This window comes from Bacillus niameyensis (assembly GCF_001375535.1).
Classification (GTDB): Bacteria; Bacillota; Bacilli; order Bacillales; family Bacillaceae_C; genus Lederbergia; species Lederbergia niameyensis.
Window position 1 is genome coordinate 4,567,643 of record NZ_LN831197.1, and the last position, 23,828, is coordinate 4,591,470.

Genomic DNA, 23,828 nt, shown 5'->3' on the forward strand with positions numbered 1-23,828 from the left:
ATGAAAAATGCTGAAAAGAAGCCGTAATGAAGAAAGAACAGGGTTCCAAGAAGTGGAGGCATACAAACCTTCTTATGATTTGCAAACAGATTTTGTTATGGTTTACGGAATTGATGATTCGATGCCAGAGCGGATAAAACAGTGGAAAGAGAAAGGCTATGTCGTTCATTTAATGACAGGTGTATCATGGGGTGAATATAAGGAATATTTATATGGCGAAGTTGATGGGCGAGAACATTGGGATGAAGCCCAGAAAAATGCGCAAGGAAATCATATTAGCCATGGTGTAGATGTTCCGTATATGGTACCTACCATTGCATTTACGAATTTTTTAACAGAAAGAATAAAAATAGCAGTCGACGCAGGTGTTCAGGCCATTCATTTGGAAGAGCCAGAATTTTGGGTAGATGGTGGATATTCGGAGGCGTTTAAGCGGGAGTGGCAAATCTTCTATAAAGAACCGTGGCAACCGCCTCATGAGTCGGAAGATGCTCAATATCGAGCATCCCAATTAAAGGCATATTTATATACTCGGACATTAGACCGCTTATGCAGTGAATTGAAGGAATATGCACTTGTCAAGTATAACCGTTTTCTTCGTTTTTACGTACCGACCCATAGTCTGATCAATTATACACAATGGCGGATTGTCAGTCCGGAGTCTAAGTTAATTGATTTGCCAGCGGTAGATGGTTATATTGCGCAAATTTGGACAGGGACTTCTCGCACGCAAAATGTATATGAGGGAGTTCAAAAAGAGCGGACATTTGAAACGGCTTTTCTGGAGTACGGTATGATGCAGGAACTTGTAAGCGGTACAGATCGAAGAATGTGGTTTTTACATGACCCAATTGAAGATAATCCAAGATATACATGGTCAGATTATCGGGATAATTACTTTAAAACAGTCGTGGCTTCGCTTTTACATCCAGATATTGCTCACTATGAAGTTTCACCTTGGCCAAGAAGAATTTTTGAAGGAACTTATCCAAGTGAGGATGGGACTACTCGGGAAAGAATACCGAACGATTATGCAACAACGCTCCTTACAGTGATGCATACGTTGGGGAACATGGATCAAGCGGATATTCAAGTTTATGGACGTCATGAAAAGATTGGTGTGCTTGTTGCTGATTCGATGATGTATCAGCGAAAAAATATTAAGTATGAAGGTATGGACACTGAAACTACTACCGCTGAAGAGGAAAGAAGTCTATTAAACTTTTCCCATTTTTATGGATTAGCTCTGCCGCTTTTAAAGAGGGGACTTTGGGTAAGACCCGTTCAGTTGGACAATGTTCGCCGCTTTTCCAATTACTTAAAAGATTATAAGTTATTGATTTTAAGCTATGAATTTTTAAAACCAGAATATCCGGACATCCATAATGCGATCGCACAATGGGTAAAGGAGGGAGGCATTCTCATCTATGTAGGTGACGACAGTGATCCTTATCATAACGTGAGAGAATGGTGGAATAACGGCAAACAGAAATACGATTCTCCTAGGGAACATCTTTTCGAAAGTCTTGGACTTTCCACTGCAACGAAGCAAGGTATTTATGAAATAGGTAAGGGAATTGCGGGTTATTTGACCATATCTCCAGATCAATGTGCGGAAAGTAAAGTGGATGCGGATGGTTTGAGAGAAATGGTGAAAAATAGTTTAACAATGGCTGATGCTGATTTTGAGTGGGAAGAAAATAATTATTTTATGTTGCAAAGAGGGCCTTATCGAGTTGCAGCTGTTCTAGATGAATCCGTCCATGACAATCCGCTTGAACTTGATGGTAGTTTCGTAGATTTATTTGACCCAGACTTAAGAATTATTCAACAAATCTCGTTGAAGCCAGGTGGTAATGCGTTTTTATATGATCTCGACTATCAGAAGTTTGATAAGGAAGTGGTCGTTATTGCGGCATCCTCGCGAATAGAAGAACTCGCTCAAAATCGATCAGGCTTTGAGCTGGTTGTGAAAGGCCCTGAAAAGATTCAAGCGGTTGCCAGGGTTTATTGTCCTAAAAAGCCATTGGCAGCCAAAATTGAAGTTGGACAGCAGAGTGAGCCAATTAAGTGGGAATGGGATGATGAGTCGAAAACAATAATTCTCCATTATTCTCATCATTCGGAGGAAAGAACAAAGTTAATCGTTAACTGGTAATCTAGTTTTAAAAATAAATATATAAAAATGGGAGAGGGAGAAATCACTCCCCTCCGCTAAAGGAGAGAGTTAGTATGCCAGTAAATTTTAGACCCCCATCTGTACCCCTTGTCACTGTTGATCCATACTTCAGTATTTGGTCAGCTGCAGATCAGTTATATGATGACCATACTCGCCATTGGACAAATAAACGTAACAGTATGGTAGGAATGATCTCCATAGACGGTACTGTAAGGAAATTTATGGGGAAAGTAGAAATGGCTGAAGATGGACAGTTTGAAGAACCAGCTACAATGGAGCAAACGAGTTTAATAGTTGAACCGCTAACAAGTACATACACATTTGTAGGGGCTGGTGTAGAACTAGAGGTTCACTTTTTAACACCATTGTTATTAGATGATTTAGATTTATTGTCAAGACCAGCTTCCTATATTACATTTCGCGTGTGTTCCATTGATGGGCAACCGCATAATGTTAGTATCTACTTTGATGTTTCAGGTGATTGCTGTGTGAATACAGCTGATCAAGCTGTTGTTTGGGAGAGAAAAACGGTTGGTGAGCATATTGTGTCCATGGCGATAGGAACGAAAGACCAGCCGATTTTAGAAAGAGTTGGCGATGACACGAGAATTGATTGGGGCTATTTTCATGTAGCTGCACCTGATGCAAGGAAAGTAGAAACTGTTATTCAATCTTATCAAGTTCGCAAGCAGTTTGTAGAAACGAGTCAAATCTCAGGGGACGATGATCATAATCAACCACGAACGGTTGTTGAGGATCCTCCAGTAATGGCGACTGTCATTGACTATGGGAATGTGGAAGAAGGTTGGTCATCAAATTATTTAGTTTTAGCCTATGATGATATTCATTCTGTTGAATATTTTGGGAAATCACTAGATGCCTACTGGCGTAGAAATGGTTTAACTTTTTCAGAAATGCTCGTTTTAGCTGTAGAGCAATATGAGGAAATTCAGACAAAGTCGGTTGCGTTTAATGAACAATTGCAAAGAGTCGGCAAAGATACTGGAGGAGAGAAATATAAAGACATTCTGTCACTAGCTTATAGACAATCCATTGCTGCTCATAAACTAGTAAGTGATGAAAATGGGGATGTTTTATTTTTATCAAAAGAGAACTTCAGCAATGGCTGTATCGCAACTGTTGATGTGAGCTATCCATCTATCCCTCTTTATTTATATTATAATCTAGAGCTAGTTAAAGGGATGATGCGGCCGATTTTCCGCTATGCTGCGAGTGAAGATTGGAAGTTTGACTTTGCCCCCCACGATGTTGGAACATATCCAAAAGCGAATGGGCAAGTATACGGTGAAAATAAATTAGAATTTCAAATGCCGATTGAAGAGTGCGGGAATATGCTAATCATGGCTGCCGCTGTTAGTGTCTTTGAAAACGATGCCAACTTCGCCAAAGAACATTGGGATCTTTTAAGTAAATGGGCGAACTATTTACTAGAAAATGGACTTGACCCAGAGAATCAATTATGCACAGATGACTTTGCAGGGCATTTAGCACGCAATGCCAACCTATCGATCAAAGCGATTATCGGAATTGGCGCCTATTCCATTATGTGCAAAATGTTGGCTGAAACCGAGAGTGAGGAGCGGTACTTAAAAGCAGCAAAGGAAATGGCTTCCAAATGGGAAGAAATGGCACGAGTGGATAATCATTCAAAGTTAACTTTTGATAGTGAATCGGATACTTGGAGCCTGAAATATAATCTCGTATGGGATCGACTTTTTAATCTGCACCTATTTCCAGAAGAGCTTGCAGAGAAGGAAGTTCTCTTTTATCAAGAGAAGAGTAATAAGTACGGGACGCCGCTAGATAGCCGAAATACGTATACAAAAGCAGATTGGCTCGTTTGGAGTGCGTCAATGGCAGAAGACAAGGATACATTTGAAAAGCTGATTGCGCCATTATGGGACCTTTTAAATGAATCGCCGAGTAGAGTGCCATTTACAGATTGGTATGATACGGTTACTGGAAAACAAGTAGGCTTTCAAAACCGTTCTGTAGTTGGAGGCGTATTTATTCAGTTACTCTATCCTAAAGCGGATTGACCTTTGCTAAAAGTTTAAGTAGTAATTAACTATACAAATGGAGCCAAAGAATAGGTAGTTTTACCTTTCCTTGGCTCCATTTGTTTTCTATTTTCGATTCATCAGCAGCTAATCAGAACAAAGGAGTTCCAGAACATAGACGTTACAAAAAGCATTACTGAGTAGCCTTAGCCTCCTGAATTTTAGCTTCTGATTCCTCTTTAATGACGCGGAGATATTCGTTACGATCCATACCAGAAGTCGCATATCTACCTGGATCAAGGTCGACATACCGATCCCATGGACTGATTTGCGCTGGCGGAGTCGCAGGTGGATGTTCAAAAATAGTAGCTACATTTGTTTCGTCCGCGAAATCATAGTCTTGGAAAAACTCGCTAAGTACGGATGTGTCGGTTGTTGAAGGCCCGATGCCTTGACGTGATGCAAAGGTTTGGTATTCACTTTCTGTAAAGAACGCCAATACTTGGAAGGCTGCATCCTTTTTCTCACTATGCTTATTAATGTGCAATGGAATTATTTGTCCGTCAGGGCGATGACTGACAGCAGGCCCATCATCCCATACAGGAAGTGGAGCTACGGCTTGAACAAGTGATTCATTATTTTGCCACCAATTGAGCCCCTGTACAAACTCTACTAGCATAGCTGTTGTTTGGTCCTCAACGTAACGAGCTCCGCTAAAATGATCCTCAACATCTCCATGAGAGGCAATAACCTGATCGAGAAGATCAAAATATTTCGCAATCTCTGGTTGATCTAAATTGACTTCTCCAGTTTCTGGATCGGTTAAGTTAACAGGAATTTGCTGGAGCGGAACATATGGGTTGGCGAAGTCAAGACCCCGATATTGAACTCCATTTCGTTCCCCAGTCATCTTTCTTGCCAATTCTAATGCTTCACTCCATGTCATATTGTTCGAAGGATAATCCTGACCAAACAAATCAAAAATATCTTTATTGTAAAACAGAACACGATAAATAACTTCATATGGTATGCCTAATAGTCGTCCTTGACTATCACTGCCCCGCATTGCATCTAGAAAAACTGGATTAATATGACTTGTATCATATCCATATTTTTCAATCATCTCATCTAAATTATAGGCTAGGTCCAAATAGTCAAGGTTTTCCGTCGAGACTTCAAAAAGGATATCTGGGACAATCCCCTGGGCGAACAACTCTTCTAGTTCTTCACGTCCCGAACCTGATCGGACATGTTCTACAGTAATATGAGGAAGTGCAGCCTCAATAGGCTCTTTAAAACGAGTATTAAACATCTCTTCATCCCAATGGACTTGAATAGAAATAGTTACTTCCTCATCTGAAAATTCCATTGCTGGTTCTGGATCATCGTTAGGCTTAGAATCGCCATTTTCAGAACTCCCATTCCCAGAATTTCCATTGGTATCCACTTTTTCTGTGGGGCCATTAGAACACGCAAATAGTAATAAGCTTAAGCAACTAATCAATATTAAGAGCGAAAAGGGTTTAGTAAGCGCATTCATTAACTTTCCTCCTAAGTTTTTGTTAAAAACTTTAATAATCTTTCTAACATCATTGCGAGATTCTTTTGCACCTGGAGTTTTGATACTTGTATGACCCGACCATAGCTCTTTATTTTGTTTAATCCCTCAACTCCTTTTTATGTATTGCCTTAAAAATTATTCAAATATTTAAATTAGGGGAATTATAATAAATATATCCAAAATTGTTATAATAGTCAAGACAATTTGATATGACATTAGATGCATTTATAACAATCTTTTTTGCGGAGAAGAAGGATAATTTCATCTTGAAAAATAAGTAAAACAGGACGGGAAAATCATTATGATTTCCGTCCTGTTTCGAGTAAAAAAATATATATGATCAAAGAATAGGATTCTTTTCATTTATACTAAAGGCTCATATCCGGCTGCTTTGTATATCAATTCTGTCAGATTAACGACTTCTTTAGCAAAATGACCTGGTACTTTAACTTCGTGTTTTCCTAGAATCGCATCAATAAAGCTTTTATCTTGATTTGTTGCCTTTTCTGGAAGTAGCGGTGTAATTGGCTCAGTTCCTAAACGATGGAGTGTGACTTTTCCATTATCATAGAAAATACCACCTTTTTCACCACAAAATACATAGGTTTCATGCCAAAAAGGCGCATAACCGACAATGTTTAAACCAGCGATGACATTATTTTCAAAGCGAATAGCTGTAAAGGAATCGAGCTCTACTGCTGAATGATGCTTTTCTAATTGTGTCGATACCTCTATCGGAGTTAATCCCGTTGTCCAGAGTAGCACATCACATATATGACTGCCGGAATCCATTAACATCCCACCCCCTGATAAAGCAGGGTTTTTACGCCATACATTCTCTGATCCATGTCCCCACTGTTGGTATAAAGAGGCCGTAACTGAAGTTAATCTTCCAATCTCGCCATTTGCGATGGCTTCACGGATATACATAAAGGCGGGTTCAAAATGACGTTGATACGATACTTGTAACACCTTTCCCAGTTTTTCAGCTGTCTTTATTAATTCCTCCGCTTCTTTTTTTGAGCAGGCCATTGGTTTTTCAATCAATACATGGCAACCGTGCTCCATGACGTCCATAGCTTGTCTAAAATGAAGTGTGTGTGGGGAACAAATAATGACTGCATCTAATGAAGGGTGCTTTAGCATATCTGTGTGATCATCGAACTCAGAAGCCGCTGTTAGTTGATACTTGTTAATAAATCGTTTTCTATTATTTTCATTCGGATCTGTAACCGCCACAATTTCCACATTGTCTAATACAGCCAAATGATCCCCGTGCAAATTAGAAATCCCGCCAGTTCCAATTATACCAATATGAATTTTCTTCATAATTTACCTCATTCCCCGATTTAAAATTTGTTTCTATAAAATAGATACAAGCGAAACTCGGAAAAAATGCGACTTATTTAAAATAAAGTGTTAAATGATTTTTAGCTTTCACAATCCCTTGTTGTTCGGCTTCTAAAGAGCCCCAAAAACGCATATCCTCAAGTTCAATACTAATGGGGCCTTTATATCCAATTTTTTCAAGGCGAACGGCTACCTTGTCCCATTCGACATCGCCATGGCCAGGAATCGTATATCGCCATGCCCCTTCAGAAAATCCATATTTCACTCCAAAGCTAGCAGGTAAAGTGCCATATTCATATTGTTCATCATGTAAAATCTCAGTATCTTTTCCATGGCAATAATTAACACGATCACCAAACTCAGCAAGAACTCGTAAATAATCAATTCCAAGCCGGACTAAATGAGACGGGTCATAATTCAGTCCGAAGTGTTTGGATGGAATATGCTCGAACATCGCCCTTAATGTTTCCGGTGTACAGCCAATTGCCGGATATTGCGGAGCTGGTCCTGGCCAACCTTCTAGGGCAAGATAAAGGCCTTTTTCTTCCGCGTGTTTAATAACCTCAGGAAAGGATTCCTTCCAGATTGAAAAGCTCTTTTCTCTTGATTGATTCGCATCTTCAGGGATAAGAACTAGAAACAGTACTTTTCCACCTAACTCTGATACTTCCGTCATTTGTTTCGTGATCGACTCGATCGCATTTGCGCGTCGCGATTCATCTTCACTAAGCAAAGCCGAAGTGCCTCTCAGGTCAATGGAACCAACTTGAAGCCCCGCATCATGTAAAGTCTTTTTAATACTTTCGTTATATACAGGAACGTCAACGACATCAAGTCCAATACTTGCCGCCCAATAAGCGACGTTTTCCATTCCTAGCTTGCCAATATGCGGGGGGATCCGCATTCCGATTTGAAAACTCATGATCATACCTCCTGTATAAAAGTTCTTGCTACCTTAAAAGATTAGTCCTCTCGTAAACTATTTATGACAGATTTATTTTTATTAATATCATTGATATACAAACGGACAGAATCTTTTTGGTCTATCATTATTTATCCTTCATATGATCTATGAGGATATTACTCCAAGAAATGAACAGGAATTTTTAATGAAGAGGAGTGATTTTATTTGAGCAATCCGTTACAAGTAGGGTTAATAGGCTATGGATTCGCAGGTAGAACCTTTCATGCTCCAATTATTACTTCTGTTCCTAGCTTACACTTAAAAAAAGTGGTAGAGCGAAGGAGCGAACATTCGAAAGAACGGTATCCGTGGGTGGAAGTTGTAAAATCTGTTACTAAACTTTATGAGGATCCAACAATTGATTTAATCGTCATCACAACTCTAAGCACACAACATGGCGAATTCGTCCGCGATGCATTGAATGCAGGAAAACATGTCGTTATTGAGAAACCGTTCACAGCTACGAGTGCAGAGGCAGATGAACTAATCCAGTTGGCGAAAGAGAAAAATAAGGTATTAAGTGTTTTTCATAATCGGCGCTGGGATGGCGATTTTATGACGCTTCAAGCTATTATTCGAGAGGGACTGCTTGGAGAAATCAAGGAATGCGAGTTCCGTTGGGATCGTTATCATCCGAATGCGACGAATCATAATTGGCGTGATCAAGCAGGAAAAGGGGCAGGAGTATTTTATGATTTAGGTGTTCATTTACTTGATCAAGCCGTTCAGCTTTTCGGGGCTCCTCAAAAAATTAGTGCACATATTCAAAATCAACGTAAAGGTGCCATTGCCCATGATTACTTTGATGTAACGCTTCTATATGAAAACAATTTGAAGGTCACTCTTAGATCCTCCCCATTTGTTCGAATGGAAAGCCCTCGTTATGTTTTACATGGAGAAAAAGGATCATTCATTAAATTTGGAATCGATCCACAAGAAAAAGCTTTAATAGCTGGAGAATCTCCTGCCTCGAACAGACAGTGGGGGAGGGAAAGCAAAGAACGCTGGGGAGTTGTCCACACAACAATCGGACAGTTGAATATTAAGGGGGAAATTGAGACTATTCCTGGGGGCTACCAGCATTACTACCAAAATATATACGACTCTATAATGGGATTCTCCGATTTACTAGTGAAACCGGAAGAGGCGAGATTCAATATCTATTTAATTGAACGGGCTTTACAATCCGACAAGGAAGGACGGTTTTTATCTATATGAAAGGAGAAAAACCAATGTTTCCATTTAAGACAGCATTAAATGCCTCAACTTTATTTCCGTTCCAACTTACGATCCTCGAGCAAATTGAAGTGGCAAAGCAAGCTGGATATGACGGAATTGAACTGTGGATGCGTAATATCGAAGACTTCCTAGCAAATGGAGGAACTGTTCAGGGGATCAAAGCAGCGTTAGAGGAATCTAATCTTTCTTTTATCAATGCAATAACGTTTTTCAAATGGGCGGATGCAAATAGAGAGATAAAGGAGAACGCTTTGGAACAAGCTGAAAAAGAAATGAGATTATTAAAGTCATTGGGGTGTACTGCTATTGCTGCTCCACCGTTTGGAAATGTAGCGGAGGTCCCATTAGAAGATATAGCAAGCGATTTTAATCGACTAGCTGATATTGGTAGAAAGATAGGAATCGAACCTATTCTAGAATTTTGGGGGAAGGCAGCGAAACTATCGACGTTAAAAGAAGCGCAACTAATTTTAGCAAAAGCTAACAGAGAGTCAAAGGTTTTAATCGATCCATTCCATATGCATTTGGGTGGGAGCAGCCTTTTTGAAATCAAAAGAATGCATGCAAACGAGATTGGGGTTGTTCATGTCAATGATTATCCTGACGATCCATCCAGAGAGAAACTAGAAGATCGTCATCGTGTTTTTCCAGGAGAAGGAATATCCCCAACAAAAGAAATGGCGAACATACTTGCACAGATCGAATACAAAGGATTTCTATCATTAGAACTGTTTATTGAAGATTATCAAGGCAAATCAGCATTGGAAGTAGCTCGTTATGGTTTAGAAACAATGAAAAAAGCTTATACGGTAGATGCTTAATTCAAAAAAAGGTGCCAGGTATCGAAACCTGGCACTAATGGTTAAAACTCGTATTTCATAATAGACGTTTTCAAATGCTCTTTACGTTGATACTCATAATTTTCTAGTATTAGGAATTGGTTATCGCCTAAATAGTAAGGACCGTACAGATCTCCTTCATAGTCATCTTCCTCATCCTCATCAGCAAAGATAGAAGTGGAATCCAATAATTCAAGATCATGGCCGATTACATAAATTGTTTCGTCATCAATAGCGTAGAAAGATTCATCATCTATTTGATAGATCTCACTCGAATAACTAAAATCGAGTGGTAATACTTTGTCAGTTGCCCCATCATATAACGGTTCGCCACTTTCGATGTCTAATCTCTTTATACCATCATCTGAACTGTCTTCAACAAAATAATAGCCCTTTTCAAAATCGATATAAAGGATTTCACTTGATGTATATACAATGTCATAAGGATCTTTTAATTTGGTCTCGCTATTCAATGGGTTGTTTGTTAATGGAAATATGTTAAAATCGCTTTTCTCATTCGGATTATTTGGATAGATAAAGACAGGACCTATTGAAGAGTTAACGATGGAACCAAAGTCATTCCGATAATATTCCAATGTATCATTATCGTCATAGTTAAGGGTTTTTTCGAAGACCGCTTTGGCTTCATAATCCTTATCTATACCATTCAAAATATCACTTATATCGGTCGTCTCTATAGTCAATTGGATAGATGAGTTTTCACCCTCTTGAACATGGTGGTGCTCATATAAAGTTATGAGAGTATTATTGATGATTTGCTCATCAACTGAATAATATTCTTCATTTTCTTCCACTAATTTCTTTTGTGTCGGCATGTAGATTTTGCTGTGAATGACAGGTTTATTCTGTTCGTTAAGTGTAAAGACCTCATATGCTAGGCCCTCTTCCTTATGCCCCCCTGAACCGCTGAAATAATAAAGGGAACCGTCTGGTGATGTTTTAACAAATGCAATACTTCCAATCCCCCAAGTATAAGGGTCGTCCTCTTCGTATCGGCTCTCTTTATAATAATATAAAGGATCAAAAGTATTTTCTTCAATAATAAAATCGGACTTTTCAACATATGGTGTGAAGCCTTTAATTTGTTCTGCTTCAGAAATTACGTCTTCCGTGTCATCGGAATTTTCCTCAGATGTTTCTGTGTTAGTCTTATCTGCATCCTTATTTGTAACCCCTGCGTTATTATTACTACTACACGCTGCTAAAAATAATAGTATAATAGCAAAAATACTTAGTAATTTTCTCATGATGATTCCTCCAAGTTGACTGTATAAGTAGTGAAAGGCTAGGATTTCAAATAATGACATCCTGCCAAATAATTCCTATCTGTAACTATGTTACTATAAAATTTTTAAAAATATAAGTAAAAATAACTAGAAGGTCTTAAATTCAACTAGAGAAAAAACACACAACAAGCGATAACAGCTCGTTGTGTATGTCTATATATAATTAAAATATTGAGTTCAGTAAATGTGCTTCCAACCGCTATCTTCGAATAGGGAACTATAATCGATAAAATCTTCATGTTTTTTAAATATTCTATAATCAATTTTTATGATCACATCTTCAGGCTCAGCTTTGCGAAATTTATAACCGAAGGTGAAAAATTACATAAAATCCTTGTTTTTCACAATAATTTGTGTAATTATAGTTGTCAAGACATATGTAAACTTCGGAGGGTTACATCATGAAAGATGATGATGTTGTAATTGTTGGAAGTGGGGTTGCTGCTTTGCGGTTAGCGACTTTGCTTCGTGACGATTTGAATGTGAGGATTCTGACAAAGTCACGTATGGAGAACGCGAACTCTTATTTAGCTCAAGGTGGAATTGCAGCGGCAGTAGCAATCGAAGACGATCCGATAAAGCATTTCGCCGATACATTGGAGGCGGGAAGGTACCATCACCATCATTCAGGTCTTGTTCGTGAAATATTGAACGAGGCTCCTGAGCTTATCCAAGAGATCTCGACAGATGGGGATATTTTTGATAAAGACGCGAGAGGAAATCTCGTGCTCGGGTTAGAAGGAGCTCATCGTGAGAAGCGCATTGTTCATAGCGGTGGAGATGCAACGGGAAAAAATTTAATAGAATATTTGATTCATAGTCTCCGAGATCATGTCGAGGTAGAGGAAAATATTTTTGCGTATGAGTTAATTGTAGACGAGAAAGAAAATCGTTGTATTGGAGTTAAAGCGAAAAATCAGGATGGAGTAATTCGCCATTTTTATGGAAATTATATCGTATTGGCGACTGGCGGTTGCGGGCAATTGTATTCATTTACTTCCAATGCCGAAACGGTTACAGGAGACGGGATTGCCATGGCTTATTTAGCTGGTGCCGAGATTGCGGATATGGAATTTATCCAATTTCATCCTACCTTGTTGTATAAAGACGGAAAAGTGAGAGGGTTAATTTCCGAAGCAGTTCGTGGAGAAGGAGCGATCTTAGTTACAGAAGATGGGACTCCGATTATGGAAGGTGTCCATCCGTTAAAAGATCTTGCGCCAAGACATATTGTTTCTCAGGCAATTTTTGATTATAGGGAAAAAGGTCATGAGATTTATTTAGATATCGACTGTATTTCTAATTTCGAGAGGAGATTCCCATCGATTACAGAAATTTGCCAAAAGAATGGTGTGAATTTAGCGGAAGGAAGAATCCCGGTTATATCTGGGAGCCATTTTTTAATGGGCGGGATCAAAACCGATGGAATCGGGCGTTCTTCCCTAAAAGGATTATTTGCGATTGGGGAGGCATCATGTACGGGATTTCATGGTGCTAATCGGTTGGCAAGTAATTCGCTATTAGAAGGTCTTTATCAAGGGAAAAAGCTTTCACGATGGATAAACTCTCACGAAAAACTAGGTGCGTTTCCGAGACATGCGCTTCAAGCGGTTGAAGAAAAAACGATCCAGCTTCCCGATATTTCGCTTTTAAAGGAAACGATGATGAAAAAAGTCGGGATCGTTCGTTCCAAAGAGCTGTTATCAGAGCAAATGGAGTGGCTAGATCAATTGGATGTGATAAATTTCACAATCCTTGACGTTTATTCTATTCAAGATCTTACGATGATTTTTATGTATATTAATGCGTATTTGATTACAGAAGCAGCTTTGAAGCGGACAGAAAGCCGAGGTGGTCATTTTCGAAGTGATTTCCCAAATGAAGATGAATATTGGCGAAAGAAAGTGATCATTCAAAATCGTGAAGGGGGAGTAGTGATAGATGAACAAACTGAAACTGAGGAAGTTAATGGAGCAGTTTTTTATTGAAGATATTGGTGAGCAAGATATAACAACAGATTTAATTTTTCCAGATAATACTCATGGGGAAATCGTCTTTTTATCGAAAGATGAGGGAATATTTTGCGGCGAGGAAATCATTAGGACGGGATTTCAGCTTTTGAATGGTGACGTGGATATTAAGCTGTTCGTTAAAGACGGTGATAGAATTTCGATAGGAGAGCGTCTTGGCGTAGTTTCTGGGGAGATTTCAACCCTTTTAAAAGGGGAGAGAGTTGTTTTAAATCTTGTACAAAGGATGAGTGGGATTGCAACTTTGACGCGAAAAGCAGTGGAGTTGTTAAATAGCGATCATACAAGGATATGTGATACGAGAAAAACGACACCTGGTCTGCGAATGCTAGAAAAATATGCTGTCCGTTGTGGCGGTGGCTATAACCATCGTTTTGGACTTTATGATGGAGTCATGATTAAAGATAATCATATTTCATTTGCAGGTTCGATAAAGCGGGCTGTTGACCTGATCCATGAACAGTTAGGACATATGGTAAAGGTTGAAGTGGAAACGGAGACAAAAGCGCAGGTGATTGAGGCGGTAGAAGCGAAAGCGGATGTAATCATGTTTGACAACCGTACACCAGATGAAATAAAGGAATTCATAAAATTAGTGCCTGCTCATATTACGACGGAGGCTTCAGGCGGGATTACTATGGAAGATTTAGAAAGCTATAGAGATTGTGGCGTTGATTATATTTCACTTGGTTTTTTAACGCATTCCTATAAAGCGTTTGATATTAGTGTAAAAGTTGTATTGGAATAAGGGAGGAGTATGAAAATGATCATGACTGAAACGAAAAATCGCTTAATTGAAGAAATTCAAGAATGGAAGAAAAAGCGTAATGCCATTTTGCTTGCCCATAACTATCAACTACCGGAAATCCAAGATATTGCAGATGTATTAGGTGATTCTCTTAGTCTAGCTCGGGCAACGCTAGATACTTCGGCTGATGTGATTGTTTTCTGTGGTGTTCACTTTATGGCAGAAACGTCAGCAATGCTGAATCCAGAGAAGACTGTTCTTTTGCCAGATCTTGAAGCAGGCTGTTCTTTAGCGGATTCAATTACAGCGGAACAGCTCCGTGCTTGGAAAGCGGAGCACCCTGATGCTGTAGTCGTTGCTTATGTAAATACAACAGCTGAAGTGAAAGCAGAGAGTGATTATTGCTGCACTTCGTCTAATGCAGTCGATATTGTACGCTCGATCCCCGAAGATAAAGAGATTTTATTTTTACCAGATATGTTTCTTGGTTCCTTTGTGAAAAATCAAACAGGCCGCGAGAATATCCATATTTGGATGGGGGAATGTCATGTGCACGCAGGGATTGCCCCATACCAAGTAGAAGAAGTGCTAACCAAGCATCCTGAAGCAGATTTACTCGTTCATCCGGAATGTGGTTGCTCGACATCAAGTATGTATTTGAAGTCGGAGGGGGTTCTTCCTCAAGATAAAACTCATATTTTATCAACTGGGAATATGTTGACGCACTCGAAAAATTCATCAGCTGAGGAATTTATTGTGGCAACGGAAGTGGGCATCATTCATCAAATGGAAAAGCAAAATCCTACGAAGCGATTCATCGCTGCAAATCCAGAAGCAGTTTGTCCTTTTATGAAAATGATCACCCTTGAAAAAGTACTTGCGGCTCTAAAGGAAAACAAGCATGTCATCACAGTTCCTAAAGAGATTGCGGAACGAGCGAAGCTGTCAATTGATCGGATGGTTTCGATCGGGTAATATAGGACCAGTTCCTAACGGGAGCTGGTTTTTAAATTTATATTGATGAGAAATAACTGTTTCTGTACATTTCAGGTATTCAGATAATCATGTTTAAAATTTAGTTTAAGAATAAACTTCCGAGTTTGGACGACAATTTATTAAATTACAGATTAATCTTTTAAGTTTAGAAAAATACTTTTAGGATTATGGATTAATTTTTTGATCATATCAAGCTCAGAAATCATTCTATTACGAAAGCTTGTTTTAACAAAACGCTAGGTTCCCGCAAGCCCGGAAACCTAGCACCTTTTTCTAATCTTATATTCATGCCTCTGTGTGCTGTCTAGCTGGCTCCGAAATCTGTCTAGCTGGCTTCAAGACACGATCAAAACTGCCATATTTCTCTTGAACTGTGAAAAAAGCAAGAGCTCCGAGCAGGCTAGGAATCGCAAAGGCCATAAATGCCTGTTGTGGTGGCAAGTTTGTCGCTAGCAAAAGCGCAATCATAACAGGTGCTAAAATTCCCCCGAACCGCCCGACACCAATGGCTATACTAAGCCCAGTTGTTCGAACTTCTCGTGGATAAAATTCGGAAACGTACGGATTCATAAGATTTTGCGTACCAATTGTACATGCCCCAGTTAACATTACAAGAACATATAATAAGAGTGTATTAGATGTCGAGCTTAATAAAAGAAATGAAAGAGCAGCAACTAAAAACATCGAAATTAAAACTCTGCGGTGGCCAATTCGTTCAACTAACACTCCTCCGACAATGGATCCAGTAATTTGCCCAAACGAAAGGACAAGATTAAAAGATAAACTGGAAGAGATACCATACCCAGATTCATTCATGATTTTTGGAAGCCATGTACCTAAACCAGAGATAACTAACAGGGAGCAAGTCATCGCTAGCCAAAAGGCTAATGTACTAATAAGTCTTTTATTGGAAAAGACTTGTTTAATAGGCAATTCCTTTTTCTGCATTTCGACGGTGCCAGCTTCAAACTTGTCTGTAGCTTGATAATTGCCCCTTGGATCCACCTGATTAAGAATCTGAGCTATTTTATCGTTCCGTTTGCGGGCGATATAAAAGCCTAGGGATTCCGGGAACTTTTTAAGGAAAAAGGGTAACGTTAAAAAGGGGAGTATAGCTATCCAATATAAGAATCGCCATCCAAGGTTTTCCATGAAATATATACCGATTAATGATGCGACAATCGCCCCAATGGAAAAGCCGCAATACATTGCTGCAACGGTTAATGCTCGGTTTTTCTTAGGGGAATACTCGACCATTGCCGCAATGAGTGCGGGCATAACTCCGCCCAGTCCAAGTGCCGCAATGAAGCGTAAAATTGTAAAAATCAAGACGCTAGGTGCGAAACCGGACAGAAAGGTAAAAACACTAAATAAAAGTACACAGATAGCGATAACTTTTTTTCGACCAATTAGATCTGAGAGAGCGCCAAATAAAAATGTACCGATAATCGTACTGATAACCGAGTAACTACTGATGGCACCAGCCTCGACATGGCTTATTTGGAAATCCTCCATCATCAGGGGCAAGCCAATTCCGTATAAAGCACTATCAAAGCCATCAAAGGCGATAGCATAGAAACACCATAAAAAAACGAGTAATTGAAACTTGTTAAATTTGCTGTTGGCTACAATTTGTGTTGCATGAATTGTTCTCATTAAAGGGTTCATCCTCCTTGATTTGTTTTGAATATTGGGAAAATAGGAGTTGCACTTTCATTCTCATTCTCCAGAAATTCCCCATCTGCTCCTTACGTATGCCGGCATAAATTGCACAGATGTTGTTGTTGTAAATGAATCTTACCATGCGTCAACTGACATAGGGTAACTGAAAAAAAGTATCGCTTGCTATAATTAAAAGCTATAGCAAGCGTGGCATAAGAGACAAATGAAACAATCATTCTTTCTTTTAATCTATTGCAAAAAAAAAAGAGGCCACTTTAAAAAGTGACCTCTGAATTATAAAACTATTCACCGCGAATCATATAATCGAATGCTCCTAAGGAAGCTGTTGCACCTGATCCCATGGAGATGATGATTTGTTTAAAAGCAGCATCTGTGCAATCACCTGCAGCAAATACTCCAGGAATGTTAGTGGCTCCCCGCTTGTCAACAAGGATTTCTCCCATGCGATTGCGCTCAACAACGCCATCTAACCATTCAGTATTAGGTACAAGACCGATTTGTACAAATACACCTTCTAATTCAACATGCTTTTCTTCTTCTGTTTCGCGATCGATATAAGTTAGACCATTTACTTTATCTGTTCCGGTAATTTCTGTTGTTTGTGCATTTTTAAGCACTGTTACGTTTGGAAGGCTATAAAGGCGATTTTGAAGCACACTATCAGCTCTTAGTTCAGCTCCAAACTCAAGAACTGTTACATGTTTCACAATGCCTGCCAAGTCAATAGCGGCTTCTACTCCAGAATTACCTCCACCAATAACAGCGACGCGTTTGCCAGCAAATAATGGGCCGTCACAGTGTGGACAGTAAGCAACACCTTTATTTTTGAACTCTACTTCACCTGGTACACCGACATTTCTCCAGCGGGCACCAGTTGAGATGATGACAGTTTTACTTTTCAAAACAGCACCATTTTCAAGTTCAATTTCAACTAGCTCATTCTTTTCTAGTCGTGTCGCACGTTGTAAGTTCATTATATCAACGTCATAATCCTTGACATGTTCTTCAAGACTTGCGGCGAGCTTAGGTCCTTCAGTACGTTTTACACTAATAAAGTTTTCAATGCCAAGAGTATCCATAATTTGGCCGCCAAAACGTTCAGCGACAATTCCTGTGCGAATGCCTTTACGTGCTGCATAAATCGCCGCACTTGCACCGGCAGGGCCACCACCGACAACGAGGACATCGTATGGATCTTTATTAGCGAATTCGGATGGATCAGATGTACTGCCCATTTTTACTAAAATTTCTTCTAAAGTCATACGGCCACTTTCGAAAAATTCGCCATTAAGGTGAACTGTTGGAACAGCCATAATGCCTTTTCCTTCAACTTCATCTTTGAAAGCTGCCCCATCAATCATCGTATGGGTAACATTTGGGTTTAGAACAGCCATGATATTTAATGCTTGAACTACGTCAGGGCAGTTGTGGCATGTCAAACTGACATATGTTTCAAAATGGTATTCACCTTGGAGATTCTTAATTTGATCAATGACATTTTGCTCCACTTTAGGAGCTCTGCCGCTAACTTGCAGCAGAGCCAAAACAAGTGAAGTAAATTCATGACCAAGTGGAACGCCAGCAAAAGTAACTCCTGTGTCTTCGCCAATTCGATTGACACTGAAGCTAGGTGTTCTTTCTAGTTGTGTATGCTCAACTTTAATTCTCGATGACATAGTCGCTAATTCATCGACTAAGTCGAGCATATCTTGAGATACTTTGTCCGTTCCTGCACTAACCTTAAGAAGTAAGTCGCCCTCTAACATTTGTAGATATTGGGCTAGTTGTGCTTTGATGTCAGCATCTAGGATCATGAATTATCGCGCTCCTTAAATTTTTCCTACTAGATCAAGGCTTGGCTTAAGAGTTTCACCAGTTTCTTTCCATTTAGCTGGGCAAACTTCACCAGGATGGTTACGTACATATTGTGCAGCTTTAATTTTATCAATTAAAGCACTTGCGTCACGACCGATTCCACCCGCATTGATTTCAATTGCTTGGATTACGCCATCTGGATCAATGATAAACGTACCACGCTCTGCAAGACCAGCTTCTTCATCAAGAATATCGAAAATGCGGCTAACTTTTTGAGAAGGGTCACCGATCATAATGTATTCGATGGTGCTGATTGCTTCTGAGTGATCATGCCATGCTTTATGTGTAAAATGTGTATCAGTAGAGCAAGAATATACTTCAACACCAAGATCTTTCAAAGTAGCGTATTGTTCTTGAAGATCAGCCAATTCTGTTGGACAAACGAATGTAAAGTCTGCAGGATAGAAGCAAACAACACTCCACTGTCCTTTGAAATTCTCATCTGTTACTGTGATAAATTCACCATTGTGATAAGCTTCTGCCTTGAATGGTTCTACTTGTTTACCAATAAGTGCCATAATTCATCTTCCTCCTAAATATGATTTGATTTATGTATAGTTTTCCCAAAAGGATGGAAAAACTATCATTCAGATAATAATTATTACAACTCAATATTCATTATTATATAGTATTATCTGTTTTGCAAGTATTTTGCTCTACTTTTTTGATAAAATTCGACTTAAACAGCAAAAAGATATTTCATCTGTGCTAAAAATTAAGTTTCATTTTATCCAGCATGGTGTAAAACTTTCAATTCGCAGGAAATCCAAGAATTGTAAGTAGAAGATGGAATCCCGACACTAATTGAACGTTCACTTTATTTTACCTCAAACCGATCGATCATCCTAGCATCTTCGTAATAAAGGATGTATTTTTTTAGTTACTACTTATTTTGTCTATCTAAAAGGAAGAAGATAAGAATATGGCGCTCCATCTGTGAAAGTGATAAAATTACTGCCCCGTTTACTAGAAAACGGTTTATCCAAACTATCAGATTATCACTCATTCTCAATTGGTATTGTTAATTAGTAGAGACCACTCTACTAATTTAGTATAACATATTTGTGATGGACTTCACAAATTAAGAGTTGCATATTCCATATCCCAAAAGATTTATTATGGAAATAATCGATTGAAAAACTTGGATGGTCATGTATTATGAAAAAAGGTTACCAGTCGAAAAAACAAAAAGTGAGGTTCCGTATGAAAAGTTCTTTTACAATTAAAAACAAGCAATTGAATGATGTATATGTGATGGCTCAAGCAGAAATGGAAGATACTGATGAAATTATTTTATTACTACGTGAAACTGCTGAATGGTTGAGTAGTAAAGGTTCTTCACAGTGGAGTGGACTGTTGACCGGGGATGATTCTCATGATACGGCGGGAGCAATTGAGCGTGGTGATGTTTTTGTTTGTCGGTATAGGGATGAACTTGCAGGAATGGCGATTTTGATGCGGCAGCCGAGTGAGTGGGATTGCCGCCTTTGGGGAGAAAAGGCGGATTTTGAGGATCAGGCGATTTACTTACATCGTTTAGCGATTAGAAGAAAATACGCGAAAACGGGACTTGGTCAAGCGATTTTGCAGTGGTGCGATTCCGGAATCTCTTTTGAAAATAAACAAATAATCCGTTTGGACTGTGTTGCGGATAATCACCATTTAAATCAATTTTACAAAGCGAACGGGTATAGCTATATCGGAGAGAAGGGTGGATACAGTCTTTATGAGCGATTAATTAAATGAGGACGTTATACACGCTCCTCATTTTTTCCGTACGCCACCCAATAGAAACTAGCGACAAAAATAGCACCGCCAATGGCGTTTCCAAGAAAAACAGCGATGAAGTTTTCGAAATATACAAGCCAATTGAATGATCCTGCAAAAATAGCGGCAGGGATGATAAACATATTAGCGACAACGTGTTGAAAACCAATTGCTACAAAGGCCATGATAGGGAACCAGATTCCAATTATTTTACCAGCTGTATCTTTTGCCGCGTAAGCAAGCCAAACTGCTAGACAGACAAGCCAGTTGGCGCCGATGCCTGAAATGAAGGCGAGATGAAAAGGTTCGTTGATTTTATTTTCAGCAACCGTAATCGTTCGTTCCAAGTAAGGGCCTGTTTCAGTTAAACCGAGTAAATGGCCGAAAAAATAGGCAACAAAAACGGAACCGATAAAGTTGCTGATCGTAGCTATGATCCAATTTTTGGTAATCTGCCAAGTGGTAATTTTTCCAGAAAGCTTAGCAAGCGTGACGGCCATCATATTTCCTGTTAGAAGTTCTCCACCTGCAATAATGACAAGAATAAGTCCTAAAGGAAAGAGACTCGCCCCGATAATCGAAGGCAAGGCTCCCCAAATATGGATTGGAAAGTTAGCGGATACCCGAATATATAATAAAAACCCTAGGGCAATATAGGCTCCAGCTAAAAATCCTAAAATCATAGCATTGGAGAAAGGAAGTTTAGCCTTTTTAACGCCTGCGTCCCGAGCCAATTCGATAATTTTTTCCGGGGAATGAAACGCCATAAATAATAACACCTCGTTCATTATTAGATCTGCAGCATAATTTTGCGGAATGGGATACTTACTAGTATCGTATGCTGAAGTTGAAGGGGATAGAATTTTATTAATAATGCCAATCTATCAACATTTTAGACTAGTCATAGGTGGAAGGGAAGGGGAATGTAAAATAGGTTCATAAAATGGCAAAGTATTTTAACCGTTTGTGATGCGAATTCTTCTTCCGCTTTCATGAAAAGAGGGGCTATCCAAATGGAAAGCCCCGTACTGTCGCATGCTCTTCTTCGTTATTCACCCTTAATTATTTTATCCCGATATTGTTTTGGTGAGACCCCAGTATATTTTTTAAATGTGCTGGCGAAAGTGGTCGCATTTAAATAGCCTACTTTTTCACCAATTTCTGCAATCGTACTGTTTTCTGTTTTTAAATACTCTTTTGCATGGTGAATCCTCGTCTGATGCAGGTACTCGATAAAGTTTACTCCAAATGTCTTCTTAAAGAATTTAGAGAAATACTTGGAGGATGTATCTGTAATGGATGCCATATGTTCCAAATATAAATTATCCATATAATGAAGTTCGATATATTGCGCTATAAAGGTACGATCTAATTTACTTGCTTGGGTTTGCCTTGTTTTCTGTGAAATAAACTTAATAATTTGCATAAACGACTTTGTCATTTCATCAAGAGAATCCATCGTACTTTTCAAAAAGTCTTTTTCTAATGTATGTAAAACTTGTTCATCATCCGCTTGTAGCGTAAGGTGTCTTTTCGCGAATAATAAAGTGCTTTGTAATATCGCAATAAATTGGTGACGTTGAATGTTTGCGTCTTTATTCTTATCGATTATATCATTAATAATGACGATCGAATCTTGCTCATTCCCGCTAAATATTAAATTTGATAACTTTTCAAGTTGATCCGCTGGAAAATACATATGAGGGTTATATGGAATTGTTTCAGCATCATATATCGGATCTTCGGCGCCGATATTTCCATAAATGGAAGCATCGAGAATATCTTGATAGGCTGAATGCAAATGCTCCATCCTAGAATCATACACCTTACTAATAAACGCCTTCATATTAGATTGCCATTTTTTCCCGACGTGATCGATTAAATGGTGAACGGATTCAAGCAACTGTTCTCGTTCAAAACTGCGATCAACCCCAACTAGTACTAAAAATTCAGTATTCGTCGCATGCCAAATCATTTCTTTTCTTCCAAAGTCCTTGATTATAAAGCCCTTACATTTTTCTATAGGTGGCTTATGATCAAATGCTAATTTCATAAGAATGAATTGACGATTTGAGATAAAGTTTGTGAAAGGGTACGTTGTTTCCCAGCCGTTATCCGTTAAGTGCAATGCGTTAAGAAACCTATTTAATCGCAATTCCGATTTCAATGTACCTTCTTGATCTTGAGATGCTTTTAGCTCCTTCGTCAAGCGACTGATTCCTTTATGAATACTGCTCCAATTTGGCTCACCTCCGATAAGGCTGCTCAGTTTTTGGATTGGTCTAAATAAATACAGACCAAGCAAGAACAATAAAAAGAAAGAGACAACTAAACTCGTGATCGTAATCGTTCGATGTCCTTCTGTAATCGAGTCAAGGGCTGTATATTGGATAGGGATTTGATTAATATAAGTGAAGCCATTGTAGTCAGATTTATAGACTACGTATTCATAAGCTCTATTTGTTAAGATGGTTTCTTCACCTTCATTTAAATATAAACCTTGCACAACATCCCCTAAGTTTAATTTATCTTCGGTGCTTAAAATAACATTATTGTCATGGTCTAAAATAATGAAGGAGGTTTCATCCATCATTGTTTTCTGATTAACCGTTTCTAGTAAGGCTTCAACATCTAGAAAAATAATAATATTTTTAGATGAAAATTGGGTATTTCCTGCGATCGTAATTAACTTTTTAGTATGAAAGTTATCGCCGCTAACCTTTATTTTATAATCCGCCGCAGGAAATACTTGGAATGGTCTTTCTTCACCGAAAAAGGAGGTCCAAAACATCGAATTTTTTTGTTTACTTTGATACTGCTTATTTAATAATTCGTTTAGATCAATTGTCCCGACTGAAGTAACCGCAATATTTGAATTCTCAAAAAACACAACTGCCTCTTCAAGATAATCATGAGAAGAGGAGAGTGTGATGAGCTTATTCATATCTTTATACAATAGATAGTTTGAGTAATTCCCCTCATTGTTTAAAGTTCGTGAATCATAGGGCAAAATATCAATTGAATAGATTAAACTATTAATGTCTTTGAAAGAATTATCGATGGATTGAATGATACTACTAACGACTAATCGATTATTTTCTTTCATCTGCTCATAAAGTCTCTGAGTGGAGCTTTTCATAAGAAGGTAATTAGTACCGAACATAACGATCACTATAGAGAGCAATACAGCAAAAATACGAATAAACCCTATAATAGTGACAAACTTTCTCATTTACTCCACCTCATTAAACAGATCAAACGTCCGAATG

The 23,828-nt window shown here is 38.7% G+C and carries 17 protein-coding genes and 1 pseudogene; 8 read left to right on the top strand and 10 right to left on the bottom strand.

Going from position 1 to position 23,828, the window contains the following annotated elements; all coding sequences use genetic code 11:
- Positions 1–7: 7 nt before the first annotated feature.
- Positions 8–2,158 carry a hypothetical protein gene (locus BN1243_RS20960; RefSeq protein ID WP_230200286.1) on the top strand — a complete coding sequence of 717 codons (2,151 nt, stop codon included), beginning with the start codon at positions 8–10 and terminating at the stop codon, positions 2,156–2,158.
- 74 nt (positions 2,159–2,232) lie between these two features.
- Complete coding sequence (locus tag BN1243_RS20965; RefSeq protein WP_062110104.1) at positions 2,233–4,239, top strand: glutaminase family protein; 2,007 nt, start codon at positions 2,233–2,235, stop codon at positions 4,237–4,239.
- Between the two features lie 154 nt (positions 4,240–4,393).
- On the opposite strand, the gene BN1243_RS20970 is transcribed toward BN1243_RS20965, so the two are convergent.
- The 3 genes from BN1243_RS20970 to BN1243_RS20980 form a co-directional block, all read right to left on the bottom strand.
- Complete coding sequence (locus tag BN1243_RS20970) at positions 4,394–5,740, bottom strand: ABC transporter substrate-binding protein (protein ID WP_062110105.1); 1,347 nt, start codon at positions 5,738–5,740, stop codon at positions 4,394–4,396.
- 384 nt (positions 5,741–6,124) lie between these two features.
- Positions 6,125–7,090 (bottom strand): Gfo/Idh/MocA family protein, encoded by a 966-nt coding sequence (locus BN1243_RS20975; protein WP_062110107.1) that lies wholly within the window; start codon positions 7,088–7,090, stop codon positions 6,125–6,127.
- Positions 7,091–7,163: 73 nt separating this feature from the next.
- The gene (locus tag BN1243_RS20980; RefSeq protein ID WP_062110109.1) at positions 7,164–8,033 is read right to left on the bottom strand and encodes a sugar phosphate isomerase/epimerase family protein; all 870 of its coding nucleotides are present in this window, start codon (positions 8,031–8,033) and stop codon (positions 7,164–7,166) included.
- A gap of 207 nt (positions 8,034–8,240) precedes the next feature.
- Between BN1243_RS20980 and BN1243_RS20985 the strand changes: the two genes are divergently transcribed.
- Both BN1243_RS20985 and BN1243_RS20990 read left to right on the top strand, forming a co-directional pair.
- Positions 8,241–9,293 (top strand): oxidoreductase, encoded by a 1,053-nt coding sequence (locus BN1243_RS20985; protein WP_062110112.1) that lies wholly within the window; start codon positions 8,241–8,243, stop codon positions 9,291–9,293.
- A 14-nt stretch (positions 9,294–9,307) separates the two neighbouring features.
- Positions 9,308–10,135: a sugar phosphate isomerase/epimerase family protein gene (locus tag BN1243_RS20990; protein ID WP_195892141.1), complete on the top strand. Its 828-nt coding sequence runs from the start codon at positions 9,308–9,310 to the stop codon at positions 10,133–10,135.
- Positions 10,136–10,176: 41 nt separating this feature from the next.
- On the opposite strand, the gene BN1243_RS20995 is transcribed toward BN1243_RS20990, so the two are convergent.
- Both BN1243_RS20995 and BN1243_RS21905 read right to left on the bottom strand, forming a co-directional pair.
- Positions 10,177–11,421, bottom strand: a complete 1,245-nt coding sequence (locus tag BN1243_RS20995; RefSeq protein ID WP_062110123.1) for a hypothetical protein — start codon at positions 11,419–11,421, stop codon at positions 10,177–10,179.
- Positions 11,422–11,643: 222 nt separating this feature from the next.
- Positions 11,644–11,775, bottom strand: a pseudogene (locus BN1243_RS21905) (DUF2812 domain-containing protein); the annotation flags it as partial.
- 86 nt (positions 11,776–11,861) lie between these two features.
- On the opposite strand from BN1243_RS21905, the gene nadB reads away from it, so the two are divergent.
- The 3 genes from nadB to nadA are packed head-to-tail and all read left to right on the top strand — an operon-like array spanning position 11,862 to position 15,213.
- Positions 11,862–13,448 (top strand): L-aspartate oxidase, encoded by a 1,587-nt coding sequence (gene nadB, locus BN1243_RS21000; protein ID WP_062110125.1) that lies wholly within the window; start codon positions 11,862–11,864, stop codon positions 13,446–13,448.
- Positions 13,402–14,238: a carboxylating nicotinate-nucleotide diphosphorylase gene (gene nadC, locus BN1243_RS21005; RefSeq protein WP_062110127.1), complete on the top strand. Its 837-nt coding sequence runs from the start codon at positions 13,402–13,404 to the stop codon at positions 14,236–14,238. The genes nadB and nadC overlap by 47 nt, the downstream gene beginning before the upstream one ends.
- Before the next feature lie 15 nt (positions 14,239–14,253).
- On the top strand, positions 14,254–15,213 hold the full coding sequence (gene nadA / locus BN1243_RS21010; RefSeq protein WP_154669918.1) for a quinolinate synthase NadA: 960 nt from the start codon (positions 14,254–14,256) through the stop codon (positions 15,211–15,213).
- Positions 15,214–15,519: 306 nt separating this feature from the next.
- On the opposite strand, the gene BN1243_RS21015 is transcribed toward nadA, so the two are convergent.
- The 3 genes from BN1243_RS21015 to ahpC all read right to left on the bottom strand — a co-directional run bounded on the left by BN1243_RS21015 (position 15,520) and on the right by ahpC (position 19,310).
- Positions 15,520–16,890 (bottom strand): MFS transporter, encoded by a 1,371-nt coding sequence (locus tag BN1243_RS21015; protein ID WP_062110129.1) that lies wholly within the window; start codon positions 16,888–16,890, stop codon positions 15,520–15,522.
- Between the two features lie 308 nt (positions 16,891–17,198).
- Positions 17,199–18,731, bottom strand: a complete 1,533-nt coding sequence (gene ahpF, locus BN1243_RS21020) for an alkyl hydroperoxide reductase subunit F (RefSeq protein ID WP_062110131.1) — start codon at positions 18,729–18,731, stop codon at positions 17,199–17,201.
- 15 nt (positions 18,732–18,746) lie between these two features.
- Entirely contained in the window at positions 18,747–19,310 is a 564-nt protein-coding gene (ahpC, locus tag BN1243_RS21025) for an alkyl hydroperoxide reductase subunit C (RefSeq protein WP_062110132.1), read from the bottom strand.
- Positions 19,311–19,995: 685 nt separating this feature from the next.
- Here ahpC and BN1243_RS21030 point away from each other — a divergent pair.
- The gene (locus BN1243_RS21030; RefSeq protein ID WP_062110849.1) at positions 19,996–20,538 is read left to right on the top strand and encodes a GNAT family N-acetyltransferase; all 543 of its coding nucleotides are present in this window, start codon (positions 19,996–19,998) and stop codon (positions 20,536–20,538) included.
- Between the two features lie 5 nt (positions 20,539–20,543).
- On the opposite strand, the gene BN1243_RS21035 is transcribed toward BN1243_RS21030, so the two are convergent.
- Together BN1243_RS21035 and BN1243_RS21040 are read right to left on the bottom strand one after the other, a co-directional pair.
- Positions 20,544–21,326, bottom strand: a complete 783-nt coding sequence (locus BN1243_RS21035) for a formate/nitrite transporter family protein (RefSeq protein ID WP_062110134.1) — start codon at positions 21,324–21,326, stop codon at positions 20,544–20,546.
- Between the two features lie 281 nt (positions 21,327–21,607).
- A complete protein-coding gene (locus BN1243_RS21040; RefSeq protein ID WP_062110136.1) occupies positions 21,608–23,791 on the bottom strand; it encodes a helix-turn-helix transcriptional regulator in 2,184 nt (727 codons plus the stop codon).
- Positions 23,792–23,828: the final 37 nt, after the last annotated feature.

Excerpts from the sequence above, each read along its gene's own strand:
- BN1243_RS21040 (WP_062110136.1), bottom strand. The coding sequence starts at position 23,791 with ATGAGAAAGTTTGTCACTATTATAGGGTTTATTCGTATTTTTGCTGTA.
- BN1243_RS20990 (WP_195892141.1), top strand. The coding sequence starts at position 9,308 with ATGTTTCCATTTAAGACAGCATTAAATGCCTCAACTTTATTTCCGTTC.
- nadB (WP_062110125.1), top strand. The coding sequence starts at position 11,862 with ATGAAAGATGATGATGTTGTAATTGTTGGAAGTGGGGTTGCTGCTTTG.
- BN1243_RS21035 (WP_062110134.1), bottom strand. The coding sequence starts at position 21,326 with ATGGCGTTTCATTCCCCGGAAAAAATTATCGAATTGGCTCGGGACGCA.
- ahpF (WP_062110131.1), bottom strand. The coding sequence starts at position 18,731 with ATGATCCTAGATGCTGACATCAAAGCACAACTAGCCCAATATCTACAA.
- BN1243_RS20980 (WP_062110109.1), bottom strand. The coding sequence starts at position 8,033 with ATGAGTTTTCAAATCGGAATGCGGATCCCCCCGCATATTGGCAAGCTA.
- BN1243_RS20965 (WP_062110104.1), top strand. The coding sequence starts at position 2,233 with ATGCCAGTAAATTTTAGACCCCCATCTGTACCCCTTGTCACTGTTGAT.
- BN1243_RS20960 (WP_230200286.1), top strand. The coding sequence starts at position 8 with ATGCTGAAAAGAAGCCGTAATGAAGAAAGAACAGGGTTCCAAGAAGTG.
- ahpC (WP_062110132.1), bottom strand. The coding sequence starts at position 19,310 with ATGGCACTTATTGGTAAACAAGTAGAACCATTCAAGGCAGAAGCTTAT.
- nadC (WP_062110127.1), top strand. The coding sequence starts at position 13,402 with ATGAACAAACTGAAACTGAGGAAGTTAATGGAGCAGTTTTTTATTGAA.
- BN1243_RS21015 (WP_062110129.1), bottom strand. The coding sequence starts at position 16,890 with ATGAGAACAATTCATGCAACACAAATTGTAGCCAACAGCAAATTTAAC.
- BN1243_RS20995 (WP_062110123.1), bottom strand. The coding sequence starts at position 11,421 with ATGAGAAAATTACTAAGTATTTTTGCTATTATACTATTATTTTTAGCA.
- nadA (WP_154669918.1), top strand. The coding sequence starts at position 14,254 with ATGATCATGACTGAAACGAAAAATCGCTTAATTGAAGAAATTCAAGAA.
- BN1243_RS20970 (WP_062110105.1), bottom strand. The coding sequence starts at position 5,740 with ATGAATGCGCTTACTAAACCCTTTTCGCTCTTAATATTGATTAGTTGC.
- BN1243_RS21030 (WP_062110849.1), top strand. The coding sequence starts at position 19,996 with ATGAAAAGTTCTTTTACAATTAAAAACAAGCAATTGAATGATGTATAT.
- BN1243_RS20975 (WP_062110107.1), bottom strand. The coding sequence starts at position 7,090 with ATGAAGAAAATTCATATTGGTATAATTGGAACTGGCGGGATTTCTAAT.